We start from the raw sequence: 26,998 nt of genomic DNA on the forward strand, positions 1-26,998 counted from the left end.
GGTCAAATAAAAGAAGTTTAATATTTAATATTTTCAATAATTATCAATAATTTAGCAGGGGGCCATGAGCCCCCTCGCTTATTCATTAGCTAAATAAAATTATTTTCATGAAATCATCGATCAGGTTTAAGCTTTCCTTTATGATGTTTCTGGAGTTCTTTGTCTGGGGTGGTTGGTTTGTGACCCTTGGTCTGTATCTGCCGCACAACCTCAGCGCGTCTGACGCGGAAATTTCCAGTGCCTTTGCTACCCAATGTTTCGGTGCGATCATCGCCCCTTTTATTATCGGATTAATTGCCGACCGCTACTTTAATGCTGAAAAGATCCTTGGCATATTACACATCCTGGGTGCGATCTTAATGTTTCAGATGTATAACGCCACTGATTTTGCAAGCTTCTATCCCTATGTGTTTATCTATATGATTTTATACATGCCCACACTGGCGCTTGTCAACTCTGTTTCTTTTAACCAGATGAGCAATCCTGAAAAGGATTTTGGCAATATTCGCGTATGGGGTACACTGGGATGGATCGTTGCAGGATTACTAATCAGTTATGCCTTCCATTGGGACAGCAAGGACTCACTGACGGCAGGGCTGCTGAAAAATACATTTCTGATGACGGCTATTGCGTCGCTGGTATTAGGCCTGTTCAGCTTTGTACTGCCTAAAACGCCACCCAAAGCCCGGAAAGGAGAAAAGGTCCGTCTGGGAGAAGTCTTGGGCCTGGATGCGCTTAAATTATTAAAGGACCGGAACTATTTGATCTTTTTTGTGTCCTCTGTCCTGATTTGTGTGCCGCTGGCATTTTATTACCAGTACGCCAGCCAGTTTCTGTCAGAGATCGGCCTGGCCAACCCTGCCGGTAAAATGACTTTTGGCCAGATGTCTGAAGTATTATTCATGCTGCTGCTTCCTGTTTTCTTTACCCGTTTTGGCCTCAAGAAAACTTTGGTGCTGGCCATGGCTGCCTGGGTCATCCGCTATCTTTGTTTTGCCTATGGCAATGCAGGAGAATTGTCCTTTATGCTGATCATAGGTATCGCGCTACATGGTGCCTGCTATGACTTCTTCTTTGTTACCGGTCAGATCTACACAGACAATAAAGCAGGAGAAAAATATAAAAGCGCCGCCCAGGGACTGATTACCCTGGCCACTTATGGCGTGGGAATGCTGGTCGGATTTTATATTGCCGGCATCATTTCCGAAATGTATAAAACCCAGGGAGGCGGAGTCGCTGAAGTCTGGAACCATATCTGGACCTTCCCGGCCATTTTTGCCTTTATCGTAATGGCTTTATTTGCTATTTTCTTTAAACCTGAAAAAAAAGTAACCATAGAGGAAACGGCTTAATCAATCTTACAAGCAACGATAACCCCTCTGACAATTTAGACACATCAAATTCACCATTATGCAAAATAGAAGAACCGCTTTAAAAAACATCGTTACAGGTACCGCTGCAATAGGCGCTGCCTCCATATTGCCCGGCCTGGTAAGCAGTGCCGGCGCAGCAACTTCCAAACAAATGAAGACAAATGATGCGACCGCCCTGAAAGGGAATATTCGTCACTCCGTCTGCGCCTGGTGTTATTCAGGAATTTCTTTGGATGAACTCTGTCAGTTTGCCAAAAAGATCGGGATTACGGGTATTGATTTAATGGGCCCCAAGCAGTGGCCTACACTTAAGAAATACGGACTGGACTCTCCCATGTGCAATGGCGCTGAGATCAACCTGACCGACGGATTTAATGACAAAAAATACCATGAGCAGTTGATCAAGAACTATACAGAAATGATTCCCAAAGTGGCCGCAGCGGGTTACAAAAACCTGATCTGCTTTAGTGGAAGTAAAAGGGGTATGGACGATGAGACCGGTTGGCAAAATTGTGTCGATGGTTTGTCAAAACTTCTCCCATTGGCGGAAAAGCACGGCGTCGTTCTTGTCATGGAGCTATTAAACTCTAAGGTAAATCACAAAGATTATCAATGCGACCGCACCAGTTGGGGTGCCGAACTCTGCAAAAGATTGGGCAGTGAGCACTTTAAACTCTTATATGACATCTATCATATGCAAATAGATGAGGGAGATGTTATTCATACCATCAATACCCATCATCAATTTATTGCCCATTACCATACAGGGGGCGTTCCTGGCCGCAATGAGATTGATGATACGCAGGAACTTTACTATCCTGCTATTATGCGTGCTATTGCTGCCACCGGATTTAAAGGCTATGTGGCTCAGGAGTTCGTGCCTAAAAACCCCGACAAGCTGGCTTCACTTCAAAAGGCGATCCAGATATGTGATATTTAAGTCAGCGCTGATAAGCATCTCACGTATATATCCAAACAAGCTCCTATAACTTCCGAAAAAATAAAATCATGACAACAAGAAGAAGTTTTCTGAAACAAGCCGGAATCGTTACCGCCGGCGCCTGGCTGATGCCTTCACTGGCCTGCAAGTCCGCTTCCCCCAAAGGAGAGGTCGGCATTCAGTTATTTACTGTACGGGATATTCTGACAAAAGATCAGAAAGGCGTACTCGCACAAATTGCCAAAGCAGGTTACACCAGTGTAGAACCTTTTGGCTTTTCTAAGGATAACGGCTATTTTGGCACCTCCACCAAAGATTTAAAGAAAATCCTGGATGACAATGGCCTGAAGGCTCCCAGTGGCCACTATGGGATCAATAGCTATTTTGATAACGGATCTACGGAAGATCTATATGCCTGTATCAAAGCCTGTCAGGACCTGGCCAGTGAATACCTGACCATTCCGAGCTTATCTGAGGAATCCAAAAAGGACCCGGATACCTGCAAAAAGACGGCAGAGACGATGACCAAAGTAGCTGAGATCTGTAAAAAAGAAGGTCTGAAGCTGGCCTATCATAACCACAATACAGAATTTACGCCCTTTGGCGATACTTATGGATATGAGATTTTCCTGAAAGAATCCGATCCTTCATTGGTCTTCTTTGAAATGGACCTCTACTGGCTGGTCAGGGCCGGCAAAAAACCGGATGATCTCTTCAAAGAGTTTCCGGGCCGTTTCCCTATGTGGCATGTAAAAGACATGGACAAAGCCAATCCTGAACAAAACACTGAGATCGGTAACGGCAGTATTAACTTCGGGGATATATTTGCGCACTCTGCGCAGTCGGGCATGAAGCATTTCTTCGTGGAACAGGAAAACAATTACAAACCGGATATTATCGGTTCTATTACAGCCAGCAATAAATATATCAGGGAAACCTTGCTGCCCAAACTGCCCAAAAGTTAACGGCACACGCGTTGGCGATATGTGATAAAAATCCGCACCCGGCAGTAAAATCGGCGTGCGGATTTTTATGTTACTAAAGCAGGCTGCTATTTCCCGTTGCCGCGGCCATAATCACCTTTGCCACGGCTTCCGGCTGTGAGATAAAAATCACATGATTTCCTTTGAGCTCCACGACTTTCGCACCTGCGCGTCTATACATCCTACGCTCGGTCACCGGACTGATCGCTTTATCTTCTGTAGCTACGATACCATAGCTGGGTTTGTCTTTCCAGGCCACATTCCCTACCGTTTCTTCAAAACACTTACCGGCAATCGGTGCCTGAGACCGGCACAGAAAGTCGCTTTCTTCCCGGCTTAGGTCACGGGCAAAACCACTATGAAATTTTGCCGGTTCAAAATACACCAGTCCATATTTATCCGGCTGCGTAAATCCGGCATCCCCGGTTAAAGGCACCTCCTGTTCCAGACCTCCTGCAGACTCTCCTTTATCAGGTGCGAAAGCGGCCACATAGACCAGAGAGGCTACTTTAGGATTGACTCCGGCTTCCGTTATCACCATTCCTCCCCAGGAATGACCTACCAGCACCACCGGACCATTCTGACGGTCAATAAGGCTATTAGCGCTATTGACGTCGTCTTTGAGTGAGGTCAGCGGGTTTTGAACAATACTGACATTATAATGATTTTTGACAAGAATGTCATAAACAGCTCTCCATCCGGAACCGTCCGCGAACGCGCCGTGGACAATTACGATATTTTTAACCGCCTTTTTGCCTGGCCGGGACGAAGGCTGTGCATCTAGCCGGCACACAGCGATTAAAAACATGGCGGCAAATGTCAGGAACATGGCTTTAATATATGAAAGCCTTACTGTTGATTTCATGATCTTTTGATTTTGAATGAATAATGTAAATTTTATTGAGTTAAAAGATATTGACAGGATATGAGCAGGCCCTTGTGCATTTGGCTACTATTGACTAATCATCTGTTTGGGCCGGCGATCTATCGTTTCATCATTTTTAATTGACAATTCAAAAGTAGGGGCTATCCCGTTGTATTAAAATGCGGTACTTCCTGAAGCAGACAACTTTAAACCTCAACCGGAAATTTCAGCGGGTGAATAGAGTGATAAGCCTTCCTTTAGGGCGGCGGGGCAAAGATCCAGGCACTAAAAAGAATTATAACGAATACTTGCTATTATGTAAACAAAAAATACCGGTTTTTAAGGATTGACAAAACTCGTGAACATGGCTATTTTTGTACCTGTCACCGTCTGGCATTTTAATATCAATTGTAGACATTGTTGTTAGCAGGCAAATGAAAAAGATAGGCTTAATATACTGAATGCGCCGGAAAATGACCTTGTACTCATGTAAAAACCCAATCAGGAGCCTGCGCTCATTTAACATATCACCCATGAAAGAGAAGCCAGAAACTTGCCGGCACAACTTGCAGCAACCGGTTCCGGTTGATTATTAGCCGGGCAAATCATCAGTCCTATGAAAAAGAAAAATAATATCCTAATATTCGCCTGTGTACTATGCTGGATGTCAAATGCGGGATGCAGTAAAAACAATGGCACACCCCAGGGTGGTGGCAGTAACAGAATTGATAGCGGGCTTCTATACTACAGTGCCGCCGACAAGCTGGTCCAATATGACTTTAGCGCCCGAAAAGAGACCACGATCTATTCGGATGGCGACCATTATCAGGTGTCTCCCCATGCAAAGCGTTTTATCTGGTACAGAAATGACTTTACTAGTGGCAGCACATACGTTCAGATACACAACCTTCTGCAACCAACACAATATCGTACCATTCTATTACCCTGTATACTGGAGGGAACGCCAAAATTCATCTCAGAAAGCAGCCATATTTACGCAGCACTTGCCAAAGCAGCGGACGGCGCGGTCAAACGGACAGATCTCATTGTGTTCAACGGTGACGACAGCAAAATAATAGGCCGCATTCCCCATGTCAAATCCTTCTGTGTGACCGCCACCGGAAAAGACCTGGTACTTTCTGCAGAAGCCTTCAGCAGCGATGGAACATCCATTGGCTACGCCCTGGCCGTCATTAAGAATTTTCAGTCTGCCAACGACCAGCAAAGTCTGACCATTCACGAATATCCGGACTATGGACAGTTACCGGAAGATATGGCCGCTTCACCTGCAGGAGAAGCGGAACAGGTTGTTTTTGTCCATCTTGATCATCTGTACAGTGTCAATATACAGGAAGGTGCTCAGCCCAGACAGTTGACCGGCTCAAGGTTCAGAGAGGCTGATCCGGGATGGAGCAAAGATGGAAAATATATTGTGTTTACCGCTAACACTCCAGACAGATCATTGGATTGCGGTGAGATCAGGATCATACCCGCCACAGCGCAAAACATCATATCTGTGCCGGAAGATCTGCCTGACAATGAACCGGCAGATTTACTTCAGCCCGTCGATATCAATGGAAAGTCAATCCACGGTTGTGGATCTGAATCCTATCTATGGCGCTAGCATACCTTACTAACCCTTTTATATATATCCATAAACAACAATATTCATAACGAAACAAATCGTCACGATGTTAAATGCAGCGAAAAAGATAAAGCGACAGACAAACGGGCCGGTTAATTAAGTTAACCCAGTAAGCTATGTAAAAACAACGGGCTGGCCGTAAATCGCCGGCAATTTCCGGCCGAATTTGCCGGCCATCACATTCAAAATTCTAAGATGAAAAAGATACTTATTTTGATGACAGGCGCTGTAATCTTCTTTGCCGCCTGCGGTAAAAGCGATTCTGATCCAGGGATACCAAAAGATCCGGCAATAAAGAATTTGCCGGGCACCATCTATTATCAATGGGCAGACGAAGGTGTTTATCAATACAATTTCACCTCTTTACACCGTAGTTCGTTGCTAGCGGATGACATCGCCCGAAACAGCTGGGATATTTCCGCCGATCAAAAATTAATCCTGGAATGTACGGATGTACCAGGCGATTATGAAGCCAGTCTGTTTACCGTGATAAATAGTGCAGATGGACATACAGTGAAACAATTTAAATATTATGCAACCGAGGGTGATATTGCGACAGGAACGCTTTCTCCGGACGGAAAACTAATCGCAATTAACCCCACTTTTAACGATGGCATCGTCGTCACCGATCTTAATGGACAGATGATCCAAAAAATACAGACTGTCAATGATGAGAAAATAACTGAGCCCCCTGTCTGGGCTGCTGACAACACATTGCTTTTCCCTTTTAAAAATTTATTGCTTAAAACCAATAAGACATTTACTGATGTAAGTGTGGTTAAACAATTTGAGTTTGCCAGTTGGGGTAAACCGGCAATTTCAAAAGACGGGAAGAAGATCTCTCTGGTAGCCGGCAATCATATCTGGCAGATGCAGGCGGACGGATCTAACTTAAAGCAGATTACCACCAGTTCCGGCGCAGAGACAAATCTGGCATTCTCTCCTGATGGCAGGTACTTGTTGATTGGTACCGATTATCATACATCCGGGCCTTTTGGAAAAATATTCTATCTAAAAGTAATCCCGGCAGACGGCAGGCAATATGCGGTAGACGATGGCGCCGAATCTAATGGCGTCATTCCAGTTACCGCGCCTGGTAAAGAGCAAATAGAAGCTGCAGACAGTAAGGCCGTCTGGCGTTAATGGACAAAAACGGAGTCCTCTTTTAAAAGCATTAAGAGAATGAGATCTGGCCACATGACTCATCTCCTGCAGAAAATGGAATAGCGTCAGAAACCGGGCTTCATAATTTACTCTTCGCCACCTCTGTCGAACCGGTAGGATATGCCCAAGGTTACAAATTGATCCCCGGCTCTTTCAGATCTAAAGATATCAGTCCCAAAAGCCAGATCTAACTACAGATTGTCTTTTAAGCGCCAGAATACGACAGGCAATATATGGCAGACGACGGAGCCGGATCTGATGGTGTCATTCCAACTACCGCACCCGGTAAAAAGCAAATAGAAGTGGCAGACAGTAAGGCAGTACCATCAATTAACGTATCGACTCAGAACAAACTTCCATTACTGCCTTTTCAACTGTACCTTTGTAACAGCTGTATACAATCGATATTCAACAATGGACAATCAAATAGAATGGAAAGTCCGCGGCATGACCTGTACGAATTGTGCCATGTCCGTTGACAAACAACTCAAATCATTAGGTGTCAAAGGGGTAGAAGTGGACTTCATGCAATCCCTGGTGCGTTTTCAGCATCCAGACCAGGACGGGGTTCCCTTAAAGAAAATCCGGGATGGCATACAAGGGCTGGGCTTCAGGATAGAGCAGGAGCCATCCGGTATGGCCGACGGATCGGCAAGCCTTTCAGAGCGCCTGCTGGGCACGCCATTTAAAAGGTTCATTGCCTGCCTGATATTTACCATTCCACTATGGCTGCATATGTGGCTAACGGCGCGTCTGCTACACCAGCCTGTATTTCAGCTGGTATTGTCCGTCATCGTGCTGATGATTGGCCTGGCTTATCTGGGGCGCAGCGCCTGGCATAGCCTTAAAAGCAGTGCGGCCAATATGAATGTGCTGGTTATTCTCGGCGCCTTAGCCGCTTTTGGCTATAGCCTTTACGGAACACTGACCGGCCAGCCGGAAAACTTTCTCTTTTATGAGACCAGTGCGACTATTATTACCCTCGTATTTATGGGTAACTGGCTGGAAGCCAGAACCGTTGCCAGGACCCAACAATCTATTAAAAGCCTTATGCTTCAGCAAAAGGTACAGGCTAATATGCTGACTTACGGCCCTGACGGTTCAGAAATGGTCTTTCAGGTGGAAAGTGAGGACCTGAAAGTCGGGGACCTTGTTCTTATAAAATCGGGGGAGCTCGTCCCCATGGATGCCAAAATTCTCTCCGGTGAAGCAGACATCGACGAATCTATTCTGACAGGTGAATCACTGCCCGTCCATAAAACAAAAGGAGAGGCTCTGATTGGCAATAGTCAGGTTCTGTCCGGTAATGTCAAAGCCTATATCACCGCCACCGGCAAAGACACGGTATTGCAGCATATGCTTCGCCTGGTAGAAAAGGCGCAGCAGCAAAAGGCGCCCATGCAGCTTCTGGCAGACAAGATCAGCGCCCTTTTTGTTCCCGCCATATTGGTATTAGCCGCGCTGGGCTTTACGCTGAATTTCTTTCTAGGAGGTGCCGGCTTTACGGCTTCTCTGATGCGGGCAATCGCCATGTTGGTGATTGCCTGCCCCTGTGCCATGGGGCTGGCCACGCCGGCCGGCATTGCCGTGGGCCTGGGCAGAGCCACTAAAAAAGGAATCCTGTTTAAAAATGCGCATGCCCTGGAAAATTTCCAACAAATTAAAAATATTGTCTTCGATAAAACAGGCACGCTTACGACTGGAAAATTGCAGATCGCTGATTTTCAGCACATAGCTTCAATGGAAACGAACACGTTTAAAACGCTTGTATTCAATCTTGAAAAATACTCAGGCCACCCGCTGGCGACCGCTATTATGCAGGCCTGGAAACCGGCAGCCGGCAGCTCAGCGAATAACGGCCCAGTCGCTTTTGCCAAAGTAGAAGAGATAAAAGGTGAAGGCATGAAGGGTATCACGAAAGAAGGCGTCATATACTTTGCGGTTTCTCCCCGCAAAGCGCAGGCGCTCCTGCAATCACAAGCCGGCCTGCAATCACAGGAAATGACTATAGAGCCCCATCATCATTTATATCTGATCCGGGAAAACCGAATTCTTGGGTGGGTCAGTTTTAAAGATACCATACGCCCTGAAGCACCCCAAACAATTACCCGGCTAAAAGAAGCGGGCTTTATAACATATCTGGTTAGCGGCGATAGCACTGTAAACTGTAAGGAAGTAGCCGGCGTCTTAGGTATAGATCATGTATATAGTGAGCAGACGCCGCAGCAAAAGCAGGCAACCATCAGAGATCTAAGACAAACGGGAGCGGTTGCCATGATAGGGGATGGCATTAACGACAGCCCTGCCCTGGCAGAAGCGACAGTAGGTGTTTCGCTCAGCAGCGCTACGCAGATCGCCATGCAAACGGCTGACGTGCTGCTGATTCGCGATGGTATCGGGCAGCTACCCCTGGCGCTTGGCCTCGGCAAGCATACCTATAAAACGATCAGACAAAACCTGCTTTGGGCCTTTGCTTATAATATCATTGCATTGCCTGTTGCAGGGCTCGGTTTGCTCAGCCCTTCCTTTGCCGCACTGGCCATGGGCCTTAGTGACGTTGTCCTGGGCTTTAACTCCATCCGCTTAAGCTGGAAAAAAGTTATATAGCCCCGGAAATGCGATTTTACCTGAAAAGCATTTTTCAAGGTTTTTAAGCAAACGTTTGTGTGAGGTAAATCAAGGCATTCCTCCTAAACATTTCTTATTTTCATGGGTCAGATATATTCATGAATTTAACATCAAAGTGAGCAGACGGCTGTCGCACCGATGACCGCCACCGGGCTTACTAAACCCATTTAACTATTTCGGATAACGATGAATCACAAAAAGAACTTTCTTGCCCTTGTTCTGGGCGTACTGCTGATCTGTGCAGCCGGCCAGTCCAGTCAGGCACAGCAACACAAGTCCAAACACAGTTTTGAAATCAAGAACGGCTCCTTTCTCTATGATGGCAAGCCTATCCAGATCCACTCTGGAGAAATGCACTTTGCCCGGGTACCTCATCAGTACTGGCGTCAGCGGCTGAAAATGATGAAAGCCATGGGCCTTAACACGGTTGCGACCTATGTCTTCTGGAATTTCCAGGAAACCGCCCCTGGCGTCTGGAACTTTGAAGGAGATCATGACCTGGCAGAGTTCGTTAAAACAGCCGGCCAGGAAGGCATGATGGTCATCTTGCGCCCGGGGCCGTATGCTTGCGCGGAGTGGGAGTTCGGCGGTTTCCCCTGGTGGCTGCAAAAAACCCCGGGAATGGTTGTCCGCACCGACAATCAACCCTTCTTAGATTCCTGTAAACTTTACTTCACCAAACTCGCAGAGCAGGTTGGTGATCTGCAAATCACGCACGGCGGCCCCATCATTATGGTGCAGGCAGAAAATGAGTTTGGCTCTTATGTGGCGCAACGCAAAGATATTCCGCTGGAGCAACACAAAGCCTATACTGCTGCCATTAAGAAAATCATCGATGAGGTTGGTTTCGATATCCCTAAATTTACCTCTGACGGCAGTTGGCTATTTAAGGGAGGAACCATTGAAGGCGCATTACCGACCGCCAATGGAGAAGGCAATATTCACAATCTGAAAAAAGTCGTTAATGAATACCATGGCGGCAAAGGTCCTTATATGGTCGCAGAATTCTATCCCGGATGGTTAGACCACTGGGCAGAGCCCTTTCCGAAGGTCTCCGCGGAATCCATTGTTAAACAAACAGAGAAATACCTGAAGGATACGGTCTCTTTTAATTACTATATGGTCCACGGTGGAACGAATTTCGGATTTACAGCCGGCGCCAATTACAATGGAGAACACGATATCCAGCCCGATCTGACCTCCTACGACTATGACGCGCCTATCAGTGAAGCCGGCTGGGCTACACCAAAATACAAAGCAATCCGCACATTAATGCAAAGATACGTGCATTACCCTGTGCCTGAGATTCCTCAACAAATCCCGGTCATAGAGATCCCGGCGATCCAACTTACCCAGTCTGCCAATCTTTTTGACCTGATCGGGAAAATGAAGCCTGTAGAGAATGATACGCCGATGACCTTTGAGGATCTGAATCAGGGTTACGGATATGTGGTCTATCAAAAAAAGTTTGTGCAGCCTATTCAGGGTAAGTTAAAAGTGGACGGACTGAGAGATTATGCCATAGTGTATGTCAACGGCAAACAGGTAGGGGAACTGAACCGCTATTTTAAAAACTACGAGATGGACATTGATATTCCATTTAATTCCACGCTGACGCTGGTCGTGGAAAATATGGGGCGCATCAATTACGGAGCAGAGATCGTACACAACCTTAAAGGCATTATCAGCCCGGTAACGATTAATGACATGGAGATCACGGGTAGCTGGCAGATGTATAAATTACCTATGACAAGCTTTCCGGAAATAACATCAGGCACTAGCCAGACCACAGGCAACCCCGCACTGTATAAAGGCAGCTTCGATGTCAAGGATGTAGGTGACACTTTCCTCGATATGCAGGACTGGGGTAAAGGGATTGTATTTGTCAACGGACACAACCTGGGCCGTTATTGGAAAGTAGGTCCTCAGCAGACATTATATCTGCCGGGTTGCTGGTTGAAAAAGGGCAAAAATACCATCGAGATCTTTGAGCAGCAGAATGATAAAAAACATACCGAACTCCACAGCATTAAAACACCTATTTTAGAGTCGCTCCGCCTGCCTGAGAAAAAAGGCGCGTAAGGCGTTTCTCATAAATAAAACTTATGGCCCGGCTACTGTACTAATCCAGTGGCCGGGCTTTTTTACGACCTGATTTTCAGACACTAGCAGACGCCATACTATGGACACAAGGCACTCTGAAAAAAATGATTAAATTTGGCTTATGCCACTTAGATTTATAAGACGGTTTACCAGAAGTATTCTACTAATCCCTACTATTTTAGTGGCCATACTCTTTGTGCTCGCCTGCCTCGCTTCGGAGCTCAATCCGGTGCGTTGGTGGTTTATAGGCGCACTCAGTCTGATGCTTCCTTATCTGGTGATCATCCTGGTCTTTGCCTTTATTTTCTGGCTGATCACAAAACCCAAAGCAGCGCTCATCCCTTTACTCGCGCTGCTGATTGGCTGGCGCCAGATCAAGGTAGTCTTTTCCTTCCATATTTTCAGCAGCTTTGAAACAGAGCAGAAAGCCCCGGAAACAATTCGTCTGGTTAGCTGGAATGTTGCCTCGATGTATGGCATCAGCCAGCAAAGCTCCAATAAGAAATACGACCGGAAAGAAATCGCCGCGACAATCCAGGGCCTGCATCCGGATATTATCTGTTTGCAGGAATTCAACCACAGTGAAACCCAGGGAGAGCATGCCAATAATATAGGGCTGTTTTCAGAGGCCTATCCTTATCATTTTTTCTCCAAAGATGTCAACCGCAGAAACGGGTTTTATCAGTCCGGCAGTATTATTTTCTCTAAATATCCTATTATCCGGACCCGTAAAATTCAATATCCGAGAGGTATTTCTGAAAGCTTTATCTACGCCGATATATTACACGGGATGGACACCGTGCGGGTTTTCAATGTCCATCTGCAGTCCTATAAATTTTCTGAGCAGGATTATCAGGATATAAGATCCATTAAACATCAAAGTGATTCCACTTTACAAGCTTCCTATAGTATTTTGAAAAAAATGCAGCTGGCCTACTCCAGAAGGGCGGTTCAGGCAGGTATGATCCGCCGTACTGCCGATAGCACCACCCTACCGAGTGTTATCTGCGGTGATTTTAATGATGTTCCCGCATCATATGCCTATTTTAAGATCCGCGGCCCAAGTCGCTATGACGCTTTCCTGAAGAAAAGCTGGGGGGTCGGCCGTACCTATTATGCCATCGCGCCAACACTCAGGATCGATTATATTCTTCCCGAAGACCGGTTTAAGGTAGAGCAGTTCGACCTGATCGATGAGAACCTGAGCGATCATTTACTCTTGGTAGCTGACCTTTCGCTAAAACCGGGAGAGAAAACTGTGCTTAAATAAGAAAAGACAAAGGCCAGCCGGCAAAAGTTCCGGCAAAACAACTGGTCCTGTGATCAATTCTCTGGAATAAAATTTACCTTCGCAGATATATAGCAGGCCTCCGGGTGGCGGGCCTGTCTTGATTAAATAGACCCTTCATGGAAGCATTACAGATATATAATTCGCTCACGCGTCAAAAAGAAGTATTTAAATCCATTACACCTGGCTATGTCGGCATGTACGTTTGCGGACCTACGGTAAGCGGAGAGTCCCATCTGGGGCACGCCAGGCCCTATATCACTTTTGATGTTGTCAATCGTTACCTCAGGCACTTAGACTATAAGGTGCGGTATGTCCGTAATATAACGGATGCCGGGCATTTTGAAGAAGAAGGGCGGCAGGCAGAAGACAAGATCGCCAACAAAGCTTTTCTGGAAAAGCTCGAGCCCATGGAACTGGTCAAAAAATACACAGATCTGTTCCATTGGGGCATGAAAGAGTTTAATACACTGTCTCCCAGCATTGAACCAACAGCCACCGGACATATCGTGGAACAGATAGAGATGATCAAAAAAATCATCGCTGATGGTTATGCCTATGAAGTAGACGGCTCTGTATATTTTGATGTGGAAAAATACAATCAGGACTTTTCCAAAAGAGACCTTCCTTATGGAATTCTGAGTGGCCGCGTATTGGAAGATATGCAGGAGAGCAGCCGTGAACTGGAAAATCAGGATGAAAAGAGAAACAAAGTAGATTTTGCGCTCTGGAAAAAAGCCCCTCCCAAACATATCATGCGCTGGATGAGCCCCTGGGGAGAAGGCTTTCCGGGCTGGCATATTGAATGCTCAGCCATGAGCACGAAGTACCTGGGTGCTGAATTTGATATTCACGGAGGCGGTATGGACCTGCAGTTCCCCCATCACGAATGTGAGATCGCCCAAAGCGCTGTCTGCAATGACAAGATACCGGCCCGTTACTGGATGCATAATAATATGATCACCATTAACGGCCGCAAAATGGGGAAAAGCTATAATAATATTATCAAATTCACCGAGCTGTTCAGCGGCAACCACCCCATGTTGGAGCAGGCCTATCATCCGATGGTTATCCGGTTCTTTATTTTACAGACACATTACCGCTCCACACTGGATTTCAGTAATGATGCCCTGAAGGCAGCCGAGAAGGGGTTACGCCGGCTGATGGAAGCATTTGAGACGCTTCAGCGCATGGATATAGAAAGCCCGGTTACAGCCACCGATAACACACTTGATAAAAAAGTAACGGATCTCGTTGCAGAACTGGATGATTTTATGAATGATGACTTTGGCACCGCTAAAGCGCTGGCCAATCTCTTTGAACTGGTTCCGGTGATCAATGGTATTAAAGACGGCCACATTAAGGCTGACGCTATCAGCAAAGCCACTATGGATACATTTAGGAAACAGATGCAGGTTTACGTAGAAGATATTTTTGGTTTGAAAAAAGTCTCAGAACATGCCGGAGAGCAACTCAATGGTGTGATTCAGGTATTAATAGAAATGCGCAAAGACGCCAAATCCAAAAAAGATTTTGTCACCAGTGACCGCATCAGAAATGAACTGGCAGCCCTGGGAATCTTGCTAAAAGACGAAAAAGGAGGAAACGTCAGTTATCAGTTTGAATAATTGCCAATTTTGAGCCATGCGTTATCCGGTAGACAAACACAATACAGAAACCTACGAGTGGGCATCCGGCTGTCAGGCCTGGGTGCTGAATGACAGTCCTGCGGCCACCGTCAAGGAAGAACGAATGGAAGCAGGTACCAGAGAGCAACTTCATCTGCATAAGCAGACGGAGCAGTTTTTCTATATTTTAGAAGGCCAGGCAATTATCTATATGGATGGTAACGCCACTGTATTAGATACGCAACAGGGACTTTGTGTCCCGGCGCTTACGACCCATTATATCGCAAACGAATCAGACGCGCCGGTGCGTTTTTTGGTGATTTCTGCGCCCGGTATGAACAACGCCGCGCCTGACAGAGAAAATATATCGTTATAAGTGACTTTCTGACCTTTCACGATACGGATAAGAACAGGGCATCCATCGTCAAGTCATTTTGAACAAATGTGTCCTTAAAACTGCGGCTTTTAACCCGAAACAAGTGATGCGTGTAAGAAAAAGTGCTTTGGATGTTTTTGTGGCCTCTCTGAATATTTCAATTTTTTGAAGAATTTCATCACCAACCTTTTTGGAGACCAAGATAAGGCGCCTTTGAAAACTTAACCTCACATACATTCACGGCTATCAATTAATAAGTTAATCTGACGCTCCTTTACATCTGCCTTCCCAGACCAGGTGACGGCGTGGGTCCGCAATTGCGTCAAAAATCGCCTATTTTTGGCGCAATTGACATTTTTCACCCCCTATTGCGCCAAAAATATTTAATTTGATACTGACTTTCAAGAAAGAAACTATAGAAATATATGCATATGCGCCATAACTGAATTGTGGCCTCATAAACCGGCAGGTTTGCCTCGCATGTTTCCGGCTCTTGGCAGATACAACCGTCCCTGCCAGTTATGCGTCTCCCCCGATGAATCAAACCGTTCAACCCGGTTGGCGCCCCCATCAAAAACGCCCCCGGCTGACAGATCAGCCGGGGGCGTTATATATACCGCTTTTTCTTCCCGTTTTTTATTAGAAGAAAGTAGAACGGTTATCTTCAATCTCTGCTGATTGCTGCAGGGCACTCAACATTCTGTTCTGGATCTGCTGAAACCAGGTTTGTTTCATTCTGTTCTTAACTGCATCGGGTCCTTCCAGCGAAGATTTGGCAGAAACACTTAAAGGCTTGATGGCAAATACCCCCATCGTTCCTGCAAAAGGCTTGCTTACCTTGTTCAACAGGTCTTTATTAAAGGCGGCACCTACCAGCGCGGGCTCATTGCCGAGAGAAGGCACAAACGAAGCTTCATAAGCTAAACTATCCAGGGTCTGTACTGCAACACCGGCGGATTTTGCGTAGTCCTCAAGAGAACTACCCTTGAATTTACTATCGATGATCATTTTCGCCTTTTTCTTGTTTTTCAGCATTTGCTCCAAATAAGGGCGTACAGTCGCCGCCGTTGGCAGGCCAGGTTTAGCGATATTGGTAATAGAAGCCACCACAAAGTTATCCCCGATTTCGACTGGTTGGGAAACGTCGCCGACTTTGTGCTCATAAATCCATTTTACCATATCTCTGCTCTCTCCGAGGTTGCCGACCTGGTAATCATTCTCCTTTATACCCTGCGCCGGCAAAACGGCTTTGTTTTCTTTCTTGGCGTTTTCTTCCATAGCCTTATAGGTCTGGCTGGAAGCTACAAAAGTAGCGGCTACATTGTTGACAGAATCGATGGTCTGCTGACTGGGTACGATCTGACGGCCAATGCTGGCGATCTTATATCCTTCTGTAGAACCTTTCTGACCCAGGATCTCAACATAATGGTACCCTACTGTCGTTTTAACGGTTTTCACTTCTCCTGTATGACCCGTAAAAGCAAAGTCATTAAAGGCAGGGAACATTTGACCGGAACCAAAATAATCTATGACACCGCCTTTCTGGGCAGAGCCGCCGTCATCAGAATATTTTAAGGCGACTGAATCAAAACTGGCACCGGCCTTAATTTCTGCGATTGCACTGTCCAGTCTTTTTAAAGCAGCAGAGTCATCCCGTACCGGATACAACTGTCCTGACCTTGGGTCCTGCTGATGAGTAGCGACCAGAATATGCCTTACTTTGGCGGAATCAGCCATGGAAGTTTTGGCCACCATTTTAGTAATCACATAATTGCCATTGGAAATATAAGGCGCACAAACGGAATCAACCGGCGTAGCAATGATTGCATCCTTATTCGGGAATTGCATAGCTTTACCGCTGACAAATCCATCATACATTTGATTGCTTCCATCTTTAGAAGCCACAAATGCAGCATTATCTGTAGCTGCCGCAAAATCTTTTTCCATTCCCTTTAAGGTGTTTTTGATTTCTGCGGAATCAGCAGCGCTGGGTGCCGCACTGAAAGTCACATAGCTGATATTACGGGTTTCTTCTTTTTGTTCGAATAATTTTTTATGATCCTGCACATAAGCATTGATATCCGCGTCACTGACGCTGACAGCACTGTCACTGATCGTTGTATACGGAACGGCAACATATTGTACCTGGGCGATGGCATTGTCATCAGCCATCGTTTTATTCAATAACCAGCCGGGTACATAAGCAGCGCCAAAAACCATCGACTGATACTTAGCCATCATAATCTGTTCTTGCTCCTGCGCCAGAAACTCATTAACCATTTGCTTTTGCTGTGCATTGGTGGACCTCTTAAGCTGAGCCAGCGCATTTCTGGCTGCGTTTACATCATACTGCCCTGTTTCAGGATTCACGAAGCCTTGTAAAAAAGAGGGCGGATTGGATCCGAATAAGGCAAAATCCAGGTCTTTGCTGGTGCAAACGAGACCCAATTGCTCATAGGCTTGTTTCAACAGCGTGGACTGCACAAAATAATTCCATACACCGGTCATTACCTGGGACCGGGGCATATTCTGTGTATTGGACATTTTTTCAACGGATGCCATTTTTGCATTGAAGTCTTCGATCTTGATCTGCTCACCATTCACTTTACCAATGGTGGTTTTGTTGCCAAAACCGCCCCTGACAGAAGAATCCATCATAATGAACGCGATAAGCGCCAGGGCAATTAGGATAAAAACGATCCAGGCGCCTTTCTCCTGGATTTTCTGAATTATGGACATAATAGTTACCTTTCTATTTCTGGTTTTAAAGATGGCAAAAATAACGGAATATATGATTGAAACAAATGTATAACAAAACTAATTTTATATTTTGGCAAAAATTTCGGGTAAATCAGACCGCCAAAGGATTACGCAGCTCCCAGGCCTGCCATTTGTCCCGAATGCAGGGACAAATGTTCATAATCAAGGGCTGCGGTCGTTTTTCCCTTTTTCAATAAGTCTCAATCGCTTTCCGCACGTGCATTTGTCGAATTTATAGCCCCCTACAATAGTTTTGTAAATGCCGGATCACTTGATTTATAGCCAATTAAGCTATTTTCGCCGGCTCTCTACATGAATAAAACCCTCACACGCAGTCCAACAAAAATCCCTGGCTGAATCATAAATTCAACCAGGGATCTCATTAACTTTCCAATAATGCGGCTATTTTCTGCCGGCGAAGCGGGAGAGTAATTTTAAAATCTCGAGGTAAAGCCAAACCATGGTAATCATCAGACCGAAGGCCCCATACCATTCCATGTATTTGGGGGCGCCCATTTCTGCTCCTTTTTCAATCATATCAAAATCCAGAATCAGATTCAGGGCAGCAATGGCCACCACGAATAGGGAAATCCCGATGCCGAGCAGACTGGAATCATACATAAAGGACACATTAACATGGAAAAGGCTTAGTATCCAGGAGATGGCATAGAAGATCAAAATACCCAGCGTCGCGGAAAAAACGATCGCCCTGAACTTCTGGGTTGCCCGGATGACCCTAAAAGCATATAAGGCGAGCATTCCCAGCGCTACCGCAAAGGTCAGGCCTACCGCCTGAAGCACGATACCCGGATATTTCTGGGCAAAAGCTGTCTGAATGATAACAGAAATACCCCCCAAGGCAAATCCTTCCAGTAAAGCATATAAGGGTGCCAGAAATTTCGCTAAATGCGGTTTAAAGATAATGATCATGGCAGTGATCAGGCCGCCAAAAATACCAATCATCATCATGGTCTGCAAAAGGGAAGTCTGTCCCTTAGCCAACAGGTTCCATGTATAAAACGCGCCGCCCATTACCATGAGCAACAAAAATCCAAATTTACCGATTGACCCCCCGATGGTCATTGTTCCCGCAGAGGCATCTGCGGAACCCAGGGAATTTTTAAAAACTTTCTCCGCTACAGTTGGATTACTTGATTTAAATAAAGCCATAATATTTGGTTTTTAACGTGATAAAGATACACGCAAAAATGCAATTCCCATGACCCCTTTCCCAAAGAAACTCCTAAATTTTTAGCGCTCTTCGCTACAATTAGTTCCTTTTAGCACCTGGGTAATTTTCTACCGTTTCAAAGACATATTCAGGATGGCGGGTTTTCAGCACATCAATGACTTTGTACAGAGAATCGGCATAGTTGTTCCGGTGAAACATCCGGTCGTGTGTGAGTAATACTAAGGCATTTCTTTTGTGTGTATGATGGCCGGCAAGGGCATTTTCCATCATCCGGATCATCCGGTCTGCCGATTGCACCGGTACGGAACCTGACCCGGACGGGTCTCTTTTAAAGGACCATTCCAGATCCCATCCAAATACAGAGTACCCGGCGGAGTCCAGCAACTTACACACCGGTCTGACCAGGTCATGCGCTTTGATGCCAGAGGATAGCACCCAACCGCTGTTTCCCGGCAAACGGATATATTTTCGTTCCACACCTAATGTTTTCTGTGCTTTCATGAAATCCTCAAAGCACTTTTCATGATGGTGATAAAAAGACATATAACGACCATTTGCATGCGTATAACTATGGTTGGCCAGCAAAATATCCGGATATCCGTCACGGACAGTATCAACTGTTTCACGCATTGTTTTACCATAAGTAGCGTGGAGGCCCACCATAAAAAAGGTCCCTTTGACGCCCAGCTTTTTCAATATATGGTAAACATTCATCGTCCCGGGCTGCGGACCGTCATCAAAGGTCAGATAGATATATTTTTTGGTCGTATCCTGCACAAAATCGGCAGCAGGCGGCAATTTGGACTGAGGTGAAGTCTCTTCGCCGTTAACCGAATGAACAGCATTGGCAGGAGTCGTATCCGCACTGTCTGCCGGAGGAATAACCGTCTCTGACTTAACAGTCTGGCTGTCCAGGTGTGCTTTGATCGCCGCATCCGTTGTATTATCAGTAATCACCAGTGAGTCCCTGGTGTTCTTATCCGCATCTGACCCCTTACACCCGTACTGCAGGGTGATAAAACATGCGGCAGCCATTACTAAAATGCCATTTCTAAGTGTTTTCAGGTACATACCAGACATTATTATTGTTATTTTAATCTGTAATGCTTTTTGTTATAACGAAAACGAAGTTAAATATTAATCAACAGGTGGCTGTTAATTTTGGTTAAGATTCAATGGCATTTCTTCCTTCTTTATAGCGGAATGGATTTGGCGGCCTCCATCACGGCCTGCTGGCCGGCATCCTTTTTATTATACCCTTTCCCTTCAGCGATCTTTACTCCATCCAGCAGGATCGCCACTGTAAAGACCCTTCTTTTACCTTCGGCAGATTCACCTACGGTTTCAAACTGAATGTCCTTATTATTGCGGCCGGCCCAGCCAATAAGCTTGTTTTTCAGGTTGATTTCTACCTGTTCGAGTTCATCTACCGATAAGTAGGGGTTTAAAATCTGGGTCATGATCCATCTGCGGGTCTTCTCATACCCTTTATCCAGGTAAATCGCTCCGACAAGCGCTTCCAGTGTATTACCAAAAATCTGGCTGTTACGCAAAGCGTTATCCGCTGTATTAAATCGGGTCAGCGTTTTAAGCCCCATTTTGACGGCTATATCATTGAGTTGATGGCGGTTAACCATCTTTGAACGCATTTCCGTCAAAAAGCCTTCGTCTTTATAGGGATATTTTTTAAATAGATAGTCAGCGATGATTGTCCCCAAAACAGCATCTCCCAAATATTCGAGGCGCTCATTATTCTCAGCAATCTCCTCAGAAATAGAGCGATGGCTCAATGCACGCTCATATAAGGCGATATGCCCGGGCTTAATGCCCAATATGAGTGAGATTTGTTTCTTTATACTGGGTTGCCGCTTTAGCGCACCAACAATATTTTGAACCGTTTTCTGCAAAATTATTAAGGGATATACTTTTTCACAATGACTGCCGCATTGTGCCCGCCAAAACCGAATGTATTACTCAGTGCCGCATTGACCGTGCGTTTCTGTGCCTTATTAAAAGTAAAGTTCAGTTTAGGGTCCAGGTTCTCATCGTCCGTAAAGTGGTTAATGGTTGGAGGAACAATATCGTGTACCACGCTCATAATGGAAGCAACAGCTTCGATAGCGCCGGCGGCACCCAGACAATGCCCCGTCATGGATTTAGTTGCACTGATATTAAGTTTATAAGCATGTTCACCGAATACGTTAACAATAGCCTTCACCTCTGCAATGTCTCCTAATGGTGTGGAAGTCCCGTGCGTATTAATATAGTCAATCTCCTCACTGTTCATTCCCGCATCTTTTAATACATCCAGCATCACGTTCTGTGCACCCAGGCCTTCAGGATGAGGGGCAGTAATATGGTGGGCATCCGCGGTGGCACCGCCGCCTGCGACTTCACAATAAATTTTAGCACCTCTGGCCAGTGCGTGATCCAGGGTTTCCAGAACAATGATAGCACCTGCCTCACCCATCACGAATCCGTCCCTGTCCTTATCATAAGGACGGCTCGCAGTTTTGGGATCATCATTTCTTTCACTCATGGCTTTCATAGCGTTAAATCCGCCAATCCCGGCTTCACTGATTACGGCCTCACTTCCTCCCGTCAACATGATGTCAGCCTTGCCCAACCGCAGCAGATCCAAAGACGTAATAATGGCGTGTGTGCTGCTTGCACACGCGCTTACCGTTGAGAAATTAGGGCCGCGTAAATTATGGCGCATGGATACCTGCCCGGGAGCAATATCCAGAATCATTTTCGGAATAAAGAAAGGATTGAAACGTGGTGTCCCGTCTCCTTTGGCAAAATCAATGACTTCGTTCTGGAATGTAATGAGTCCGCCAATCCCGCTTCCTAATACAACACCGGTGCGATCCGGGTCCACATTGTCACTGCTAAGCCCTGCATCATCCATGGCCTGCACACTGGCGGCAATAGCCAGCTGTGTAAAGCGGTCAATTTTCCGGGCCTCTTTACGATCCATATAATCGGTAGGCTCAAATCCTTTTACTTCACACGCAAAACGCGTACGGAACTTTGAAGCATCAAATAAAGTGATCATATCGGCACCAGAGACGCCATTAATTAACCCCTGCCAATAATCCTGTAGATTATTACCCAAAGGAGTGAGGCATCCGATTCCCGTTACTACGACACGTTTTGTTTGCATAATTAATGTGTAAAGTTACTTGTGTGATTGCTCAGCTAACATTTGACTTAGCATCCGCTTCAGACTTCACAGACTCTCCAACAGGAGACGCCTCCGCCTGTTTTTGTTTATAGTCCGACTGCGCACCACAGACAGACATTATTTTATTCCTTATCTTTAATTTAGTATTCCTTACTGGCATTACTTAATTATTATCCGGAAATAACATGAAAAAACAGGAATCCCAGCGCAGCTGCCTGGTCGATTCCATAGAATTAAATGAACTGATCCTCTTTTGCACGAGAATGATTGCCAAAGGTACTAACAACCATTCAATCCAACAAAACACGGAATGGTCCGCTGATTCCCTTTCTCCCGGTATAATAGCTGGGGATAAAGGCATTTGCCTGGATGTGCTGTTTAAATTTTTATAGTGCCTATACTTGCCGCATGGTCATCAGAACCGTTAAAAGAATGACCTGACTAAAGAACTTTTTAAGTTTACACTTCAGATAGCTGAGCATCGATCAGAATGGCCAGCACACAGGTTATAAACTTAAGATAAGCCCGCCCCGCGGTAATTTAAATTATCGGGAGACGGACTTAAATGTTGAAATATCGTAAGAATATTTTCTTCTAAAACTACTATTTGGCGTGCTCTTCTAAATAAGAAACGGCCTGACCTACTGTAGTGATAGTTTCGGCTTGTTCATCAGGGATAGAAATATTGAATTCCTTTTCAAATTCCATGATCAGCTCAACCGTATCCAGTGAATCGGCGCCTAAGTCGTTCGTGAAAGAGGCTTCAGAAGTTACCTCAGCTTCTTCAACACCTAATTTGTCAACAATAATTTTCTTTACTCTTGTTGCGATTTCTGACATTGTAAAAAATTTTTAGTTACGGGCACAAAAATATAATTTTTAATCAATTGGCAATGCAATATCTCAGTTTTGTTTTGATTTTTCGGTTGTAAAAAAGATCAAAACAAAGCATTTTCCATTGATTATCAGTACAAAATAAAGTAATTTTCTTCAAAGTTTTATTTTTGTGTTGAGAAAATAAGTTAATTTTAGTGATATCAACTGATTTAGATACCTTATAAGGATGGACGATGGCAATACAAATTATTGATTTTGGTAGTGAACCCTACCTGCAAATGCTCCAATTAAGGCATCAGATTTTACGAAAACCTTTAGGACTGGAACTCTCCAAAAGAGATACGGTGGAGGATGAATCCGATATACTGATTGGATGCTTTGAAAGCGATAAGATCATGGGCTGCTGCATGCTCAAAAAAATGGACCCCCATACAATGCGGCTTAGACAGATGGCCGTCAGCAGTGGACTGCAGGGTAAAGGTGTAGGCCGGGCGCTAGTTAGCTTTGCTGAAAATATTGCATTGGATTTTGGCTATACCCGTATGATTATGCATGCGCGTAACTCTGCCTTAGGGTTTTATAAAAAATTGGGATATGATGTGGTAGGAGAACCTTTTACCGAAGTCTCGCTGCCCCATCGGCTCATGGAAAAAAAGCTGGAGCGGCCTCTTTAACGGAAAACTGAACTTCCGTCAGGTCCGGCCTTTTCGGATGTGGGAAGCTAATAGCGCTCTCAGTTTAATAATAAAGTCAGCATTCATGGAAGATTTGGGGAATAAAAAGAAAGACCGCGGGCCAAAATACAGGTGAAAAAACTGGCCCGACTCAAAATAGTTGCTAAACTTATTCCAGTCCCAGCTCATCGACCCCCGCTCGTTTTCCAGACCAACACCCACCTCATTAAACGTGGCAATATACTGATCCTGGAATGTCCGAAGTGCTCTTTTATATACCATTCTGGGCATAATAAACCAAAAGATCAACATCAGGATAAACCAAAGCAGAGAACAAAGCAGAAAAGCCTGGGGCCGGATCTTTTCCATCCAAAAGAGTATCGCCGCTACAATCGCAAATATATTAACGGCATAAGCCATGACTTTTACCTCTGGCCTGGAAACAAAGTGTACCCTGAGTCCCTGCAGCACCTTGGGCTTCTCATATTGAAAACTATATTGCATAATGATAATTGCGCCAAATTTAGCGCAATAATCAGAAACATTGGCTCCCTGTAGAAAATTTCTGCCCCCTCAAAGCGAACTCTTGTAAGTTGTTTTGTACCTTGTGCCTGTAATAATTTAACAATCAAATCATATTTAAATCAATAACCCCATTTTCTGGTATAGCCTGGCAGATAATACTTATCGCTTATTGTAACTGCATGTCCAATTATTATAACCGGGCATTTCAAACCAGTAAACTCAAAACGCATTCGGATGAAAAAGTTCTATTTATGTGCCTTATCATTGCTACTGCTGCAGGGCGCATTTGCCCAAAACACGGAGAGCAAGTATAATCAGCACGAGGCATTTGCCCCTGATTTCTATACACAGTCCGGTAACATGTATCGCAGTGCAGATGGCACACCAGGTCCCGCCTATTGGCAAAACCGTGCCGATTACAATATTCAGGTCCGGTTGGATACCGCTGCCAAAACGATAAAGGGCTCCGTGGAGATCAGCTATACCAATAACAGCCCTGACGGACTACCTTATTTGTGGTTGTATGTCGACCAGAATATATACAGAGAAGACTCAAGAGCCACAGCGACCACTCTTATCAGCGGGGGACGCTGGGCTACCCCGGTTTATACCAAGGGGGATGAGATCAGCGCCATTACGCTTAAAATGGATGGCAAGTCTTATCAGCCTAAATATAGAATCACGGATACCCGGCTACAGATTCTTTTGCCAAAGGAACTTTCAGCTAAAGGAGGAAAAGCCTCCATCAAAATTGATTACGGCTTTACAATCCCGGAAAGGGGCACTGACCGAATGGGACGTTTACACACAAACAACGGCTGGATATATGAAATTGCACAATGGTATCCCAGAATGTGTGTCTATGATGATGTTGAAGGCTGGAACACCTTACCTTATTTAGGTGCAGGAGAATTCTATTTAGAATATGGTGACATCCATTATGCCATAACTGCGCCTTCCAATATGGTCATCGTTGGATCGGGGACACTGGATAACCCGGCCGAAGTATTAACTAAAAAACAGATTGCTCAGCTGGATAAAGCCAAAAACAGTGACGCAACTGTCATGATTCACTCATTAGAAGATGTAAAAAGCGGTAAGGATCACCTTCAAAAAAAGGAATTAACCTGGAAGTTCAGCTGTTTAAATACCCGCGATGTCGCCTGGGCGGCCTCCAAGGCTTTTATTTGGGATGCGGCACGCATTAAAATGCAAAGTGGAAACGAGATCCTGGCTCAGTCTGTATACCCTGAAGAATCTGCCACGGCCAACGGTTGGGACAGCTCAACCTATTATACCAAGCGTTCCATAGAGATCAACTCTTACTGGCACGACTTCCCTTATCCGGTTGCCACCAATGTAGCCGGGACCGTAGGTGGAATGGAGTACCCCGGCATTGTTTTTTGCAGTTCCCGTGCAACCGGCGCCTCATTATGGTTTGTAACGCTCCATGAGTTCGGCCACAACTGGTTCCCGATGCTGGTAGGTTCTAATGAGCGTAAATATGCCTGGATGGACGAGGGTTTTAACACCTTTACCAATTACTTCTCATCTCGTATTTTCCATGGCGGTGCTTATAATAATGAGCCGGATAAATACAGAGTAGCGAAACGCTTTTTCAAAGAAGGCGCAGAGGTCCCTATGACGATCCCCGATGTTATTCAGCCTCATAACCTGGGAGATGAGGGGTATTATAAACCGGCAGTAGGCCTGCTGATCCTCAGAGATGTTATTCTCGGACCAGAACGGTTTGACGCCGCCTTTAAACAATATATTAAAGACTGGGCATACAAGCATCCGACCCCGGCTGATTTCTTCCACAGTATGGAAAATACCGCAGGCGAAGACCTGGGCTGGTTCTGGAGAGGCTGGTTCTATAATAACTGGGCCATTGATCAGTCGGTCAAGAACGTCGATTATGTAGACGGCGATCCCACCAAAGGCGCATTGATCACCCTGGAGAATATCGGTCAGATGCCCTTGCCGGTTCAAATGGAGATCCAACAGGAAAATGGTCAGACACTCGAAATGAAGCTTCCCGTGGAAATCTGGCAGCGGGGCGGCCAGTGGACTTTACAGGCCAAGACCACTTCCAAAATCAAAAAGGTTACCTTGGATCCTAAAAAGCAATACCCGGATGTAGACGCTTCCAATAATGTCTGGCCGAATGCCGCATCCACTGCCATGGCGATCCCCTCAGGCATTAAAGCACAGGATATCATTAATAATTATATCCAGGCGATTGGCGGCAAAACGAAACTGGCCGCCGTAAAAACCTATCATGAAAAGCTCGAAGGGACCACCAGCGGGACAAAGGTCAATGTAGATATCTACTACAAATCTCCTGATAAATTTTCCGAGGTCGTCAACTTACCCGATATGAACATGGACGTAATGAAGGTCGTTCTGAATGGCAATAAAGGCACGATGACCCAACAGGGAAAAACACAGCCACTGGAAGGTAAAATGTTGGCTTCCTTTAAAAACTCCATGGGCATTTTCCCTGAGCTGAAGTACGGCCAGGCGGGTTATAAACTGGAGGCGAAAGACATCCAGGAGGTCGATGGCAAAAAGGCTTATCGTGTCATTGTAACCAATCCTCAGAGCTATGTAACCACTAACTACTATGACATCAATACCCATTTGAAAGTTAAGACGGAATCACCACAGGGCTCAGCCGTATTCAGTGACTACAGAGATGTCAAGGGTATAAAAATACCGTATGGCAACATAACAGATAACATGGGTCATCAGTCTAAAATGACTGCCACTCAAGTAGAGATCAATACACCGCTGGCAGACACGCTCTTCCAGTAACGGTAAGTTCTCC

General features: G+C 45.4%; 21 protein-coding genes. 13 read left to right on the forward strand and 8 right to left on the reverse strand.

From position 1 onward, the window contains the following. The first annotated feature begins 107 nt into the window (after nucleotides 1-107). From K9M52_RS08850 to K9M52_RS08860, 3 genes are all read left to right on the forward strand, one after another. A complete protein-coding gene (locus K9M52_RS08850) occupies nucleotides 108-1,352 on the forward strand; it encodes a nucleoside permease (protein ID WP_224071698.1) in 1,245 nt (414 codons plus the stop codon). Between the two features lie 58 nt (nucleotides 1,353-1,410). After that, entirely contained in the window at nucleotides 1,411-2,313 is a 903-nt protein-coding gene (locus K9M52_RS08855; RefSeq protein ID WP_224071699.1) for a hydroxypyruvate isomerase family protein, read from the forward strand. A gap of 68 nt (nucleotides 2,314-2,381) precedes the next feature. Then, nucleotides 2,382-3,278 (forward strand): sugar phosphate isomerase/epimerase family protein, encoded by an 897-nt coding sequence (locus tag K9M52_RS08860; RefSeq protein WP_224071700.1) that lies wholly within the window; start codon nucleotides 2,382-2,384, stop codon nucleotides 3,276-3,278. Nucleotides 3,279-3,351: 73 nt separating this feature from the next. On the opposite strand, the gene K9M52_RS08865 is transcribed toward K9M52_RS08860, so the two are convergent. Further along, nucleotides 3,352-4,161: an alpha/beta hydrolase gene (locus K9M52_RS08865; protein ID WP_224071701.1), complete on the reverse strand. Its 810-nt coding sequence runs from the start codon at nucleotides 4,159-4,161 to the stop codon at nucleotides 3,352-3,354. A 616-nt stretch (nucleotides 4,162-4,777) separates the two neighbouring features. On the opposite strand from K9M52_RS08865, the gene K9M52_RS08870 reads away from it, so the two are divergent. The 7 genes from K9M52_RS08870 (at nucleotide 4,778) to K9M52_RS08900 (ending at nucleotide 14,993) form a co-directional block, all read left to right on the forward strand. Beyond that, nucleotides 4,778-5,785, forward strand: a complete 1,008-nt coding sequence (locus K9M52_RS08870; protein WP_224071702.1) for a TolB family protein — start codon at nucleotides 4,778-4,780, stop codon at nucleotides 5,783-5,785. 216 nt (nucleotides 5,786-6,001) lie between these two features. Then, nucleotides 6,002-6,949 (forward strand): TolB family protein, encoded by a 948-nt coding sequence (locus K9M52_RS08875; protein ID WP_224071703.1) that lies wholly within the window; start codon nucleotides 6,002-6,004, stop codon nucleotides 6,947-6,949. A 435-nt stretch (nucleotides 6,950-7,384) separates the two neighbouring features. After that, nucleotides 7,385-9,577 carry a heavy metal translocating P-type ATPase gene (locus K9M52_RS08880; RefSeq protein ID WP_224071704.1) on the forward strand — a complete coding sequence of 731 codons (2,193 nt, stop codon included), beginning with the start codon at nucleotides 7,385-7,387 and terminating at the stop codon, nucleotides 9,575-9,577. A gap of 207 nt (nucleotides 9,578-9,784) precedes the next feature. Further along, the gene (locus tag K9M52_RS08885) at nucleotides 9,785-11,680 is read left to right on the forward strand and encodes a glycoside hydrolase family 35 protein (protein WP_224071705.1); all 1,896 of its coding nucleotides are present in this window, start codon (nucleotides 9,785-9,787) and stop codon (nucleotides 11,678-11,680) included. A gap of 142 nt (nucleotides 11,681-11,822) precedes the next feature. Then, nucleotides 11,823-12,971, forward strand: coding sequence for an endonuclease/exonuclease/phosphatase family protein (locus K9M52_RS08890; protein ID WP_224071706.1), 1,149 nt, complete (start codon nucleotides 11,823-11,825; stop codon nucleotides 12,969-12,971). A gap of 137 nt (nucleotides 12,972-13,108) precedes the next feature. Next, nucleotides 13,109-14,617, forward strand: a complete 1,509-nt coding sequence (gene cysS / locus K9M52_RS08895; RefSeq protein WP_224071707.1) for a cysteine--tRNA ligase — start codon at nucleotides 13,109-13,111, stop codon at nucleotides 14,615-14,617. Between the two features lie 16 nt (nucleotides 14,618-14,633). Continuing rightward, the gene (locus tag K9M52_RS08900; protein ID WP_224071708.1) at nucleotides 14,634-14,993 is read left to right on the forward strand and encodes a cupin domain-containing protein; all 360 of its coding nucleotides are present in this window, start codon (nucleotides 14,634-14,636) and stop codon (nucleotides 14,991-14,993) included. A 639-nt stretch (nucleotides 14,994-15,632) separates the two neighbouring features. Here K9M52_RS08900 and K9M52_RS08905 read toward each other — a convergent pair. The 5 genes from K9M52_RS08905 to fabF form a co-directional block, all read right to left on the reverse strand. Continuing rightward, on the reverse strand, nucleotides 15,633-17,732 hold the full coding sequence (locus tag K9M52_RS08905) for a peptidylprolyl isomerase (protein ID WP_224071709.1): 2,100 nt from the start codon (nucleotides 17,730-17,732) through the stop codon (nucleotides 15,633-15,635). A 423-nt stretch (nucleotides 17,733-18,155) separates the two neighbouring features. Then, nucleotides 18,156-18,923: a Bax inhibitor-1/YccA family protein gene (locus K9M52_RS08910; protein ID WP_224071710.1), complete on the reverse strand. Its 768-nt coding sequence runs from the start codon at nucleotides 18,921-18,923 to the stop codon at nucleotides 18,156-18,158. A 100-nt stretch (nucleotides 18,924-19,023) separates the two neighbouring features. Further along, nucleotides 19,024-20,025 carry a polysaccharide deacetylase family protein gene (locus K9M52_RS08915; RefSeq protein WP_224071711.1) on the reverse strand — a complete coding sequence of 334 codons (1,002 nt, stop codon included), beginning with the start codon at nucleotides 20,023-20,025 and terminating at the stop codon, nucleotides 19,024-19,026. Between the two features lie 113 nt (nucleotides 20,026-20,138). Next, the gene (rnc, locus tag K9M52_RS08920) at nucleotides 20,139-20,852 is read right to left on the reverse strand and encodes a ribonuclease III (RefSeq protein WP_224071712.1); all 714 of its coding nucleotides are present in this window, start codon (nucleotides 20,850-20,852) and stop codon (nucleotides 20,139-20,141) included. A gap of 5 nt (nucleotides 20,853-20,857) precedes the next feature. Further along, on the reverse strand, nucleotides 20,858-22,111 hold the full coding sequence (gene fabF / locus K9M52_RS08925) for a beta-ketoacyl-ACP synthase II (RefSeq protein WP_224071713.1): 1,254 nt from the start codon (nucleotides 22,109-22,111) through the stop codon (nucleotides 20,858-20,860). 206 nt (nucleotides 22,112-22,317) lie between these two features. Here fabF and K9M52_RS08930 point away from each other — a divergent pair, with 206 nt between their 5' ends. Further along, on the forward strand, nucleotides 22,318-22,524 hold the full coding sequence (locus K9M52_RS08930; protein WP_224071714.1) for a hypothetical protein: 207 nt from the start codon (nucleotides 22,318-22,320) through the stop codon (nucleotides 22,522-22,524). 211 nt (nucleotides 22,525-22,735) lie between these two features. Here K9M52_RS08930 and K9M52_RS08935 read toward each other — a convergent pair whose 3' ends face one another. Then, nucleotides 22,736-22,972 (reverse strand): acyl carrier protein, encoded by a 237-nt coding sequence (locus K9M52_RS08935; RefSeq protein WP_091392032.1) that lies wholly within the window; start codon nucleotides 22,970-22,972, stop codon nucleotides 22,736-22,738. A 230-nt stretch (nucleotides 22,973-23,202) separates the two neighbouring features. On the opposite strand from K9M52_RS08935, the gene K9M52_RS08940 reads away from it, so the two are divergent. Further along, entirely contained in the window at nucleotides 23,203-23,643 is a 441-nt protein-coding gene (locus K9M52_RS08940; protein WP_224071715.1) for a GNAT family N-acetyltransferase, read from the forward strand. Nucleotides 23,644-23,661: 18 nt separating this feature from the next. Here K9M52_RS08940 and K9M52_RS08945 read toward each other — a convergent pair whose 3' ends face one another. Continuing rightward, on the reverse strand, nucleotides 23,662-24,147 hold the full coding sequence (locus K9M52_RS08945) for a YcxB family protein (protein WP_224071716.1): 486 nt from the start codon (nucleotides 24,145-24,147) through the stop codon (nucleotides 23,662-23,664). Between the two features lie 255 nt (nucleotides 24,148-24,402). Here K9M52_RS08945 and K9M52_RS08950 point away from each other — a divergent pair, with 255 nt between their 5' ends. Continuing rightward, entirely contained in the window at nucleotides 24,403-26,985 is a 2,583-nt protein-coding gene (locus K9M52_RS08950; protein WP_224071717.1) for a M1 family metallopeptidase, read from the forward strand. Nucleotides 26,986-26,998 lie beyond the last annotated feature (13 nt).

This window comes from Arachidicoccus terrestris, from assembly GCF_020042345.1.
Taxonomy (GTDB): Bacteria; Bacteroidota; Bacteroidia; order Chitinophagales; family Chitinophagaceae; genus Arachidicoccus; species Arachidicoccus terrestris.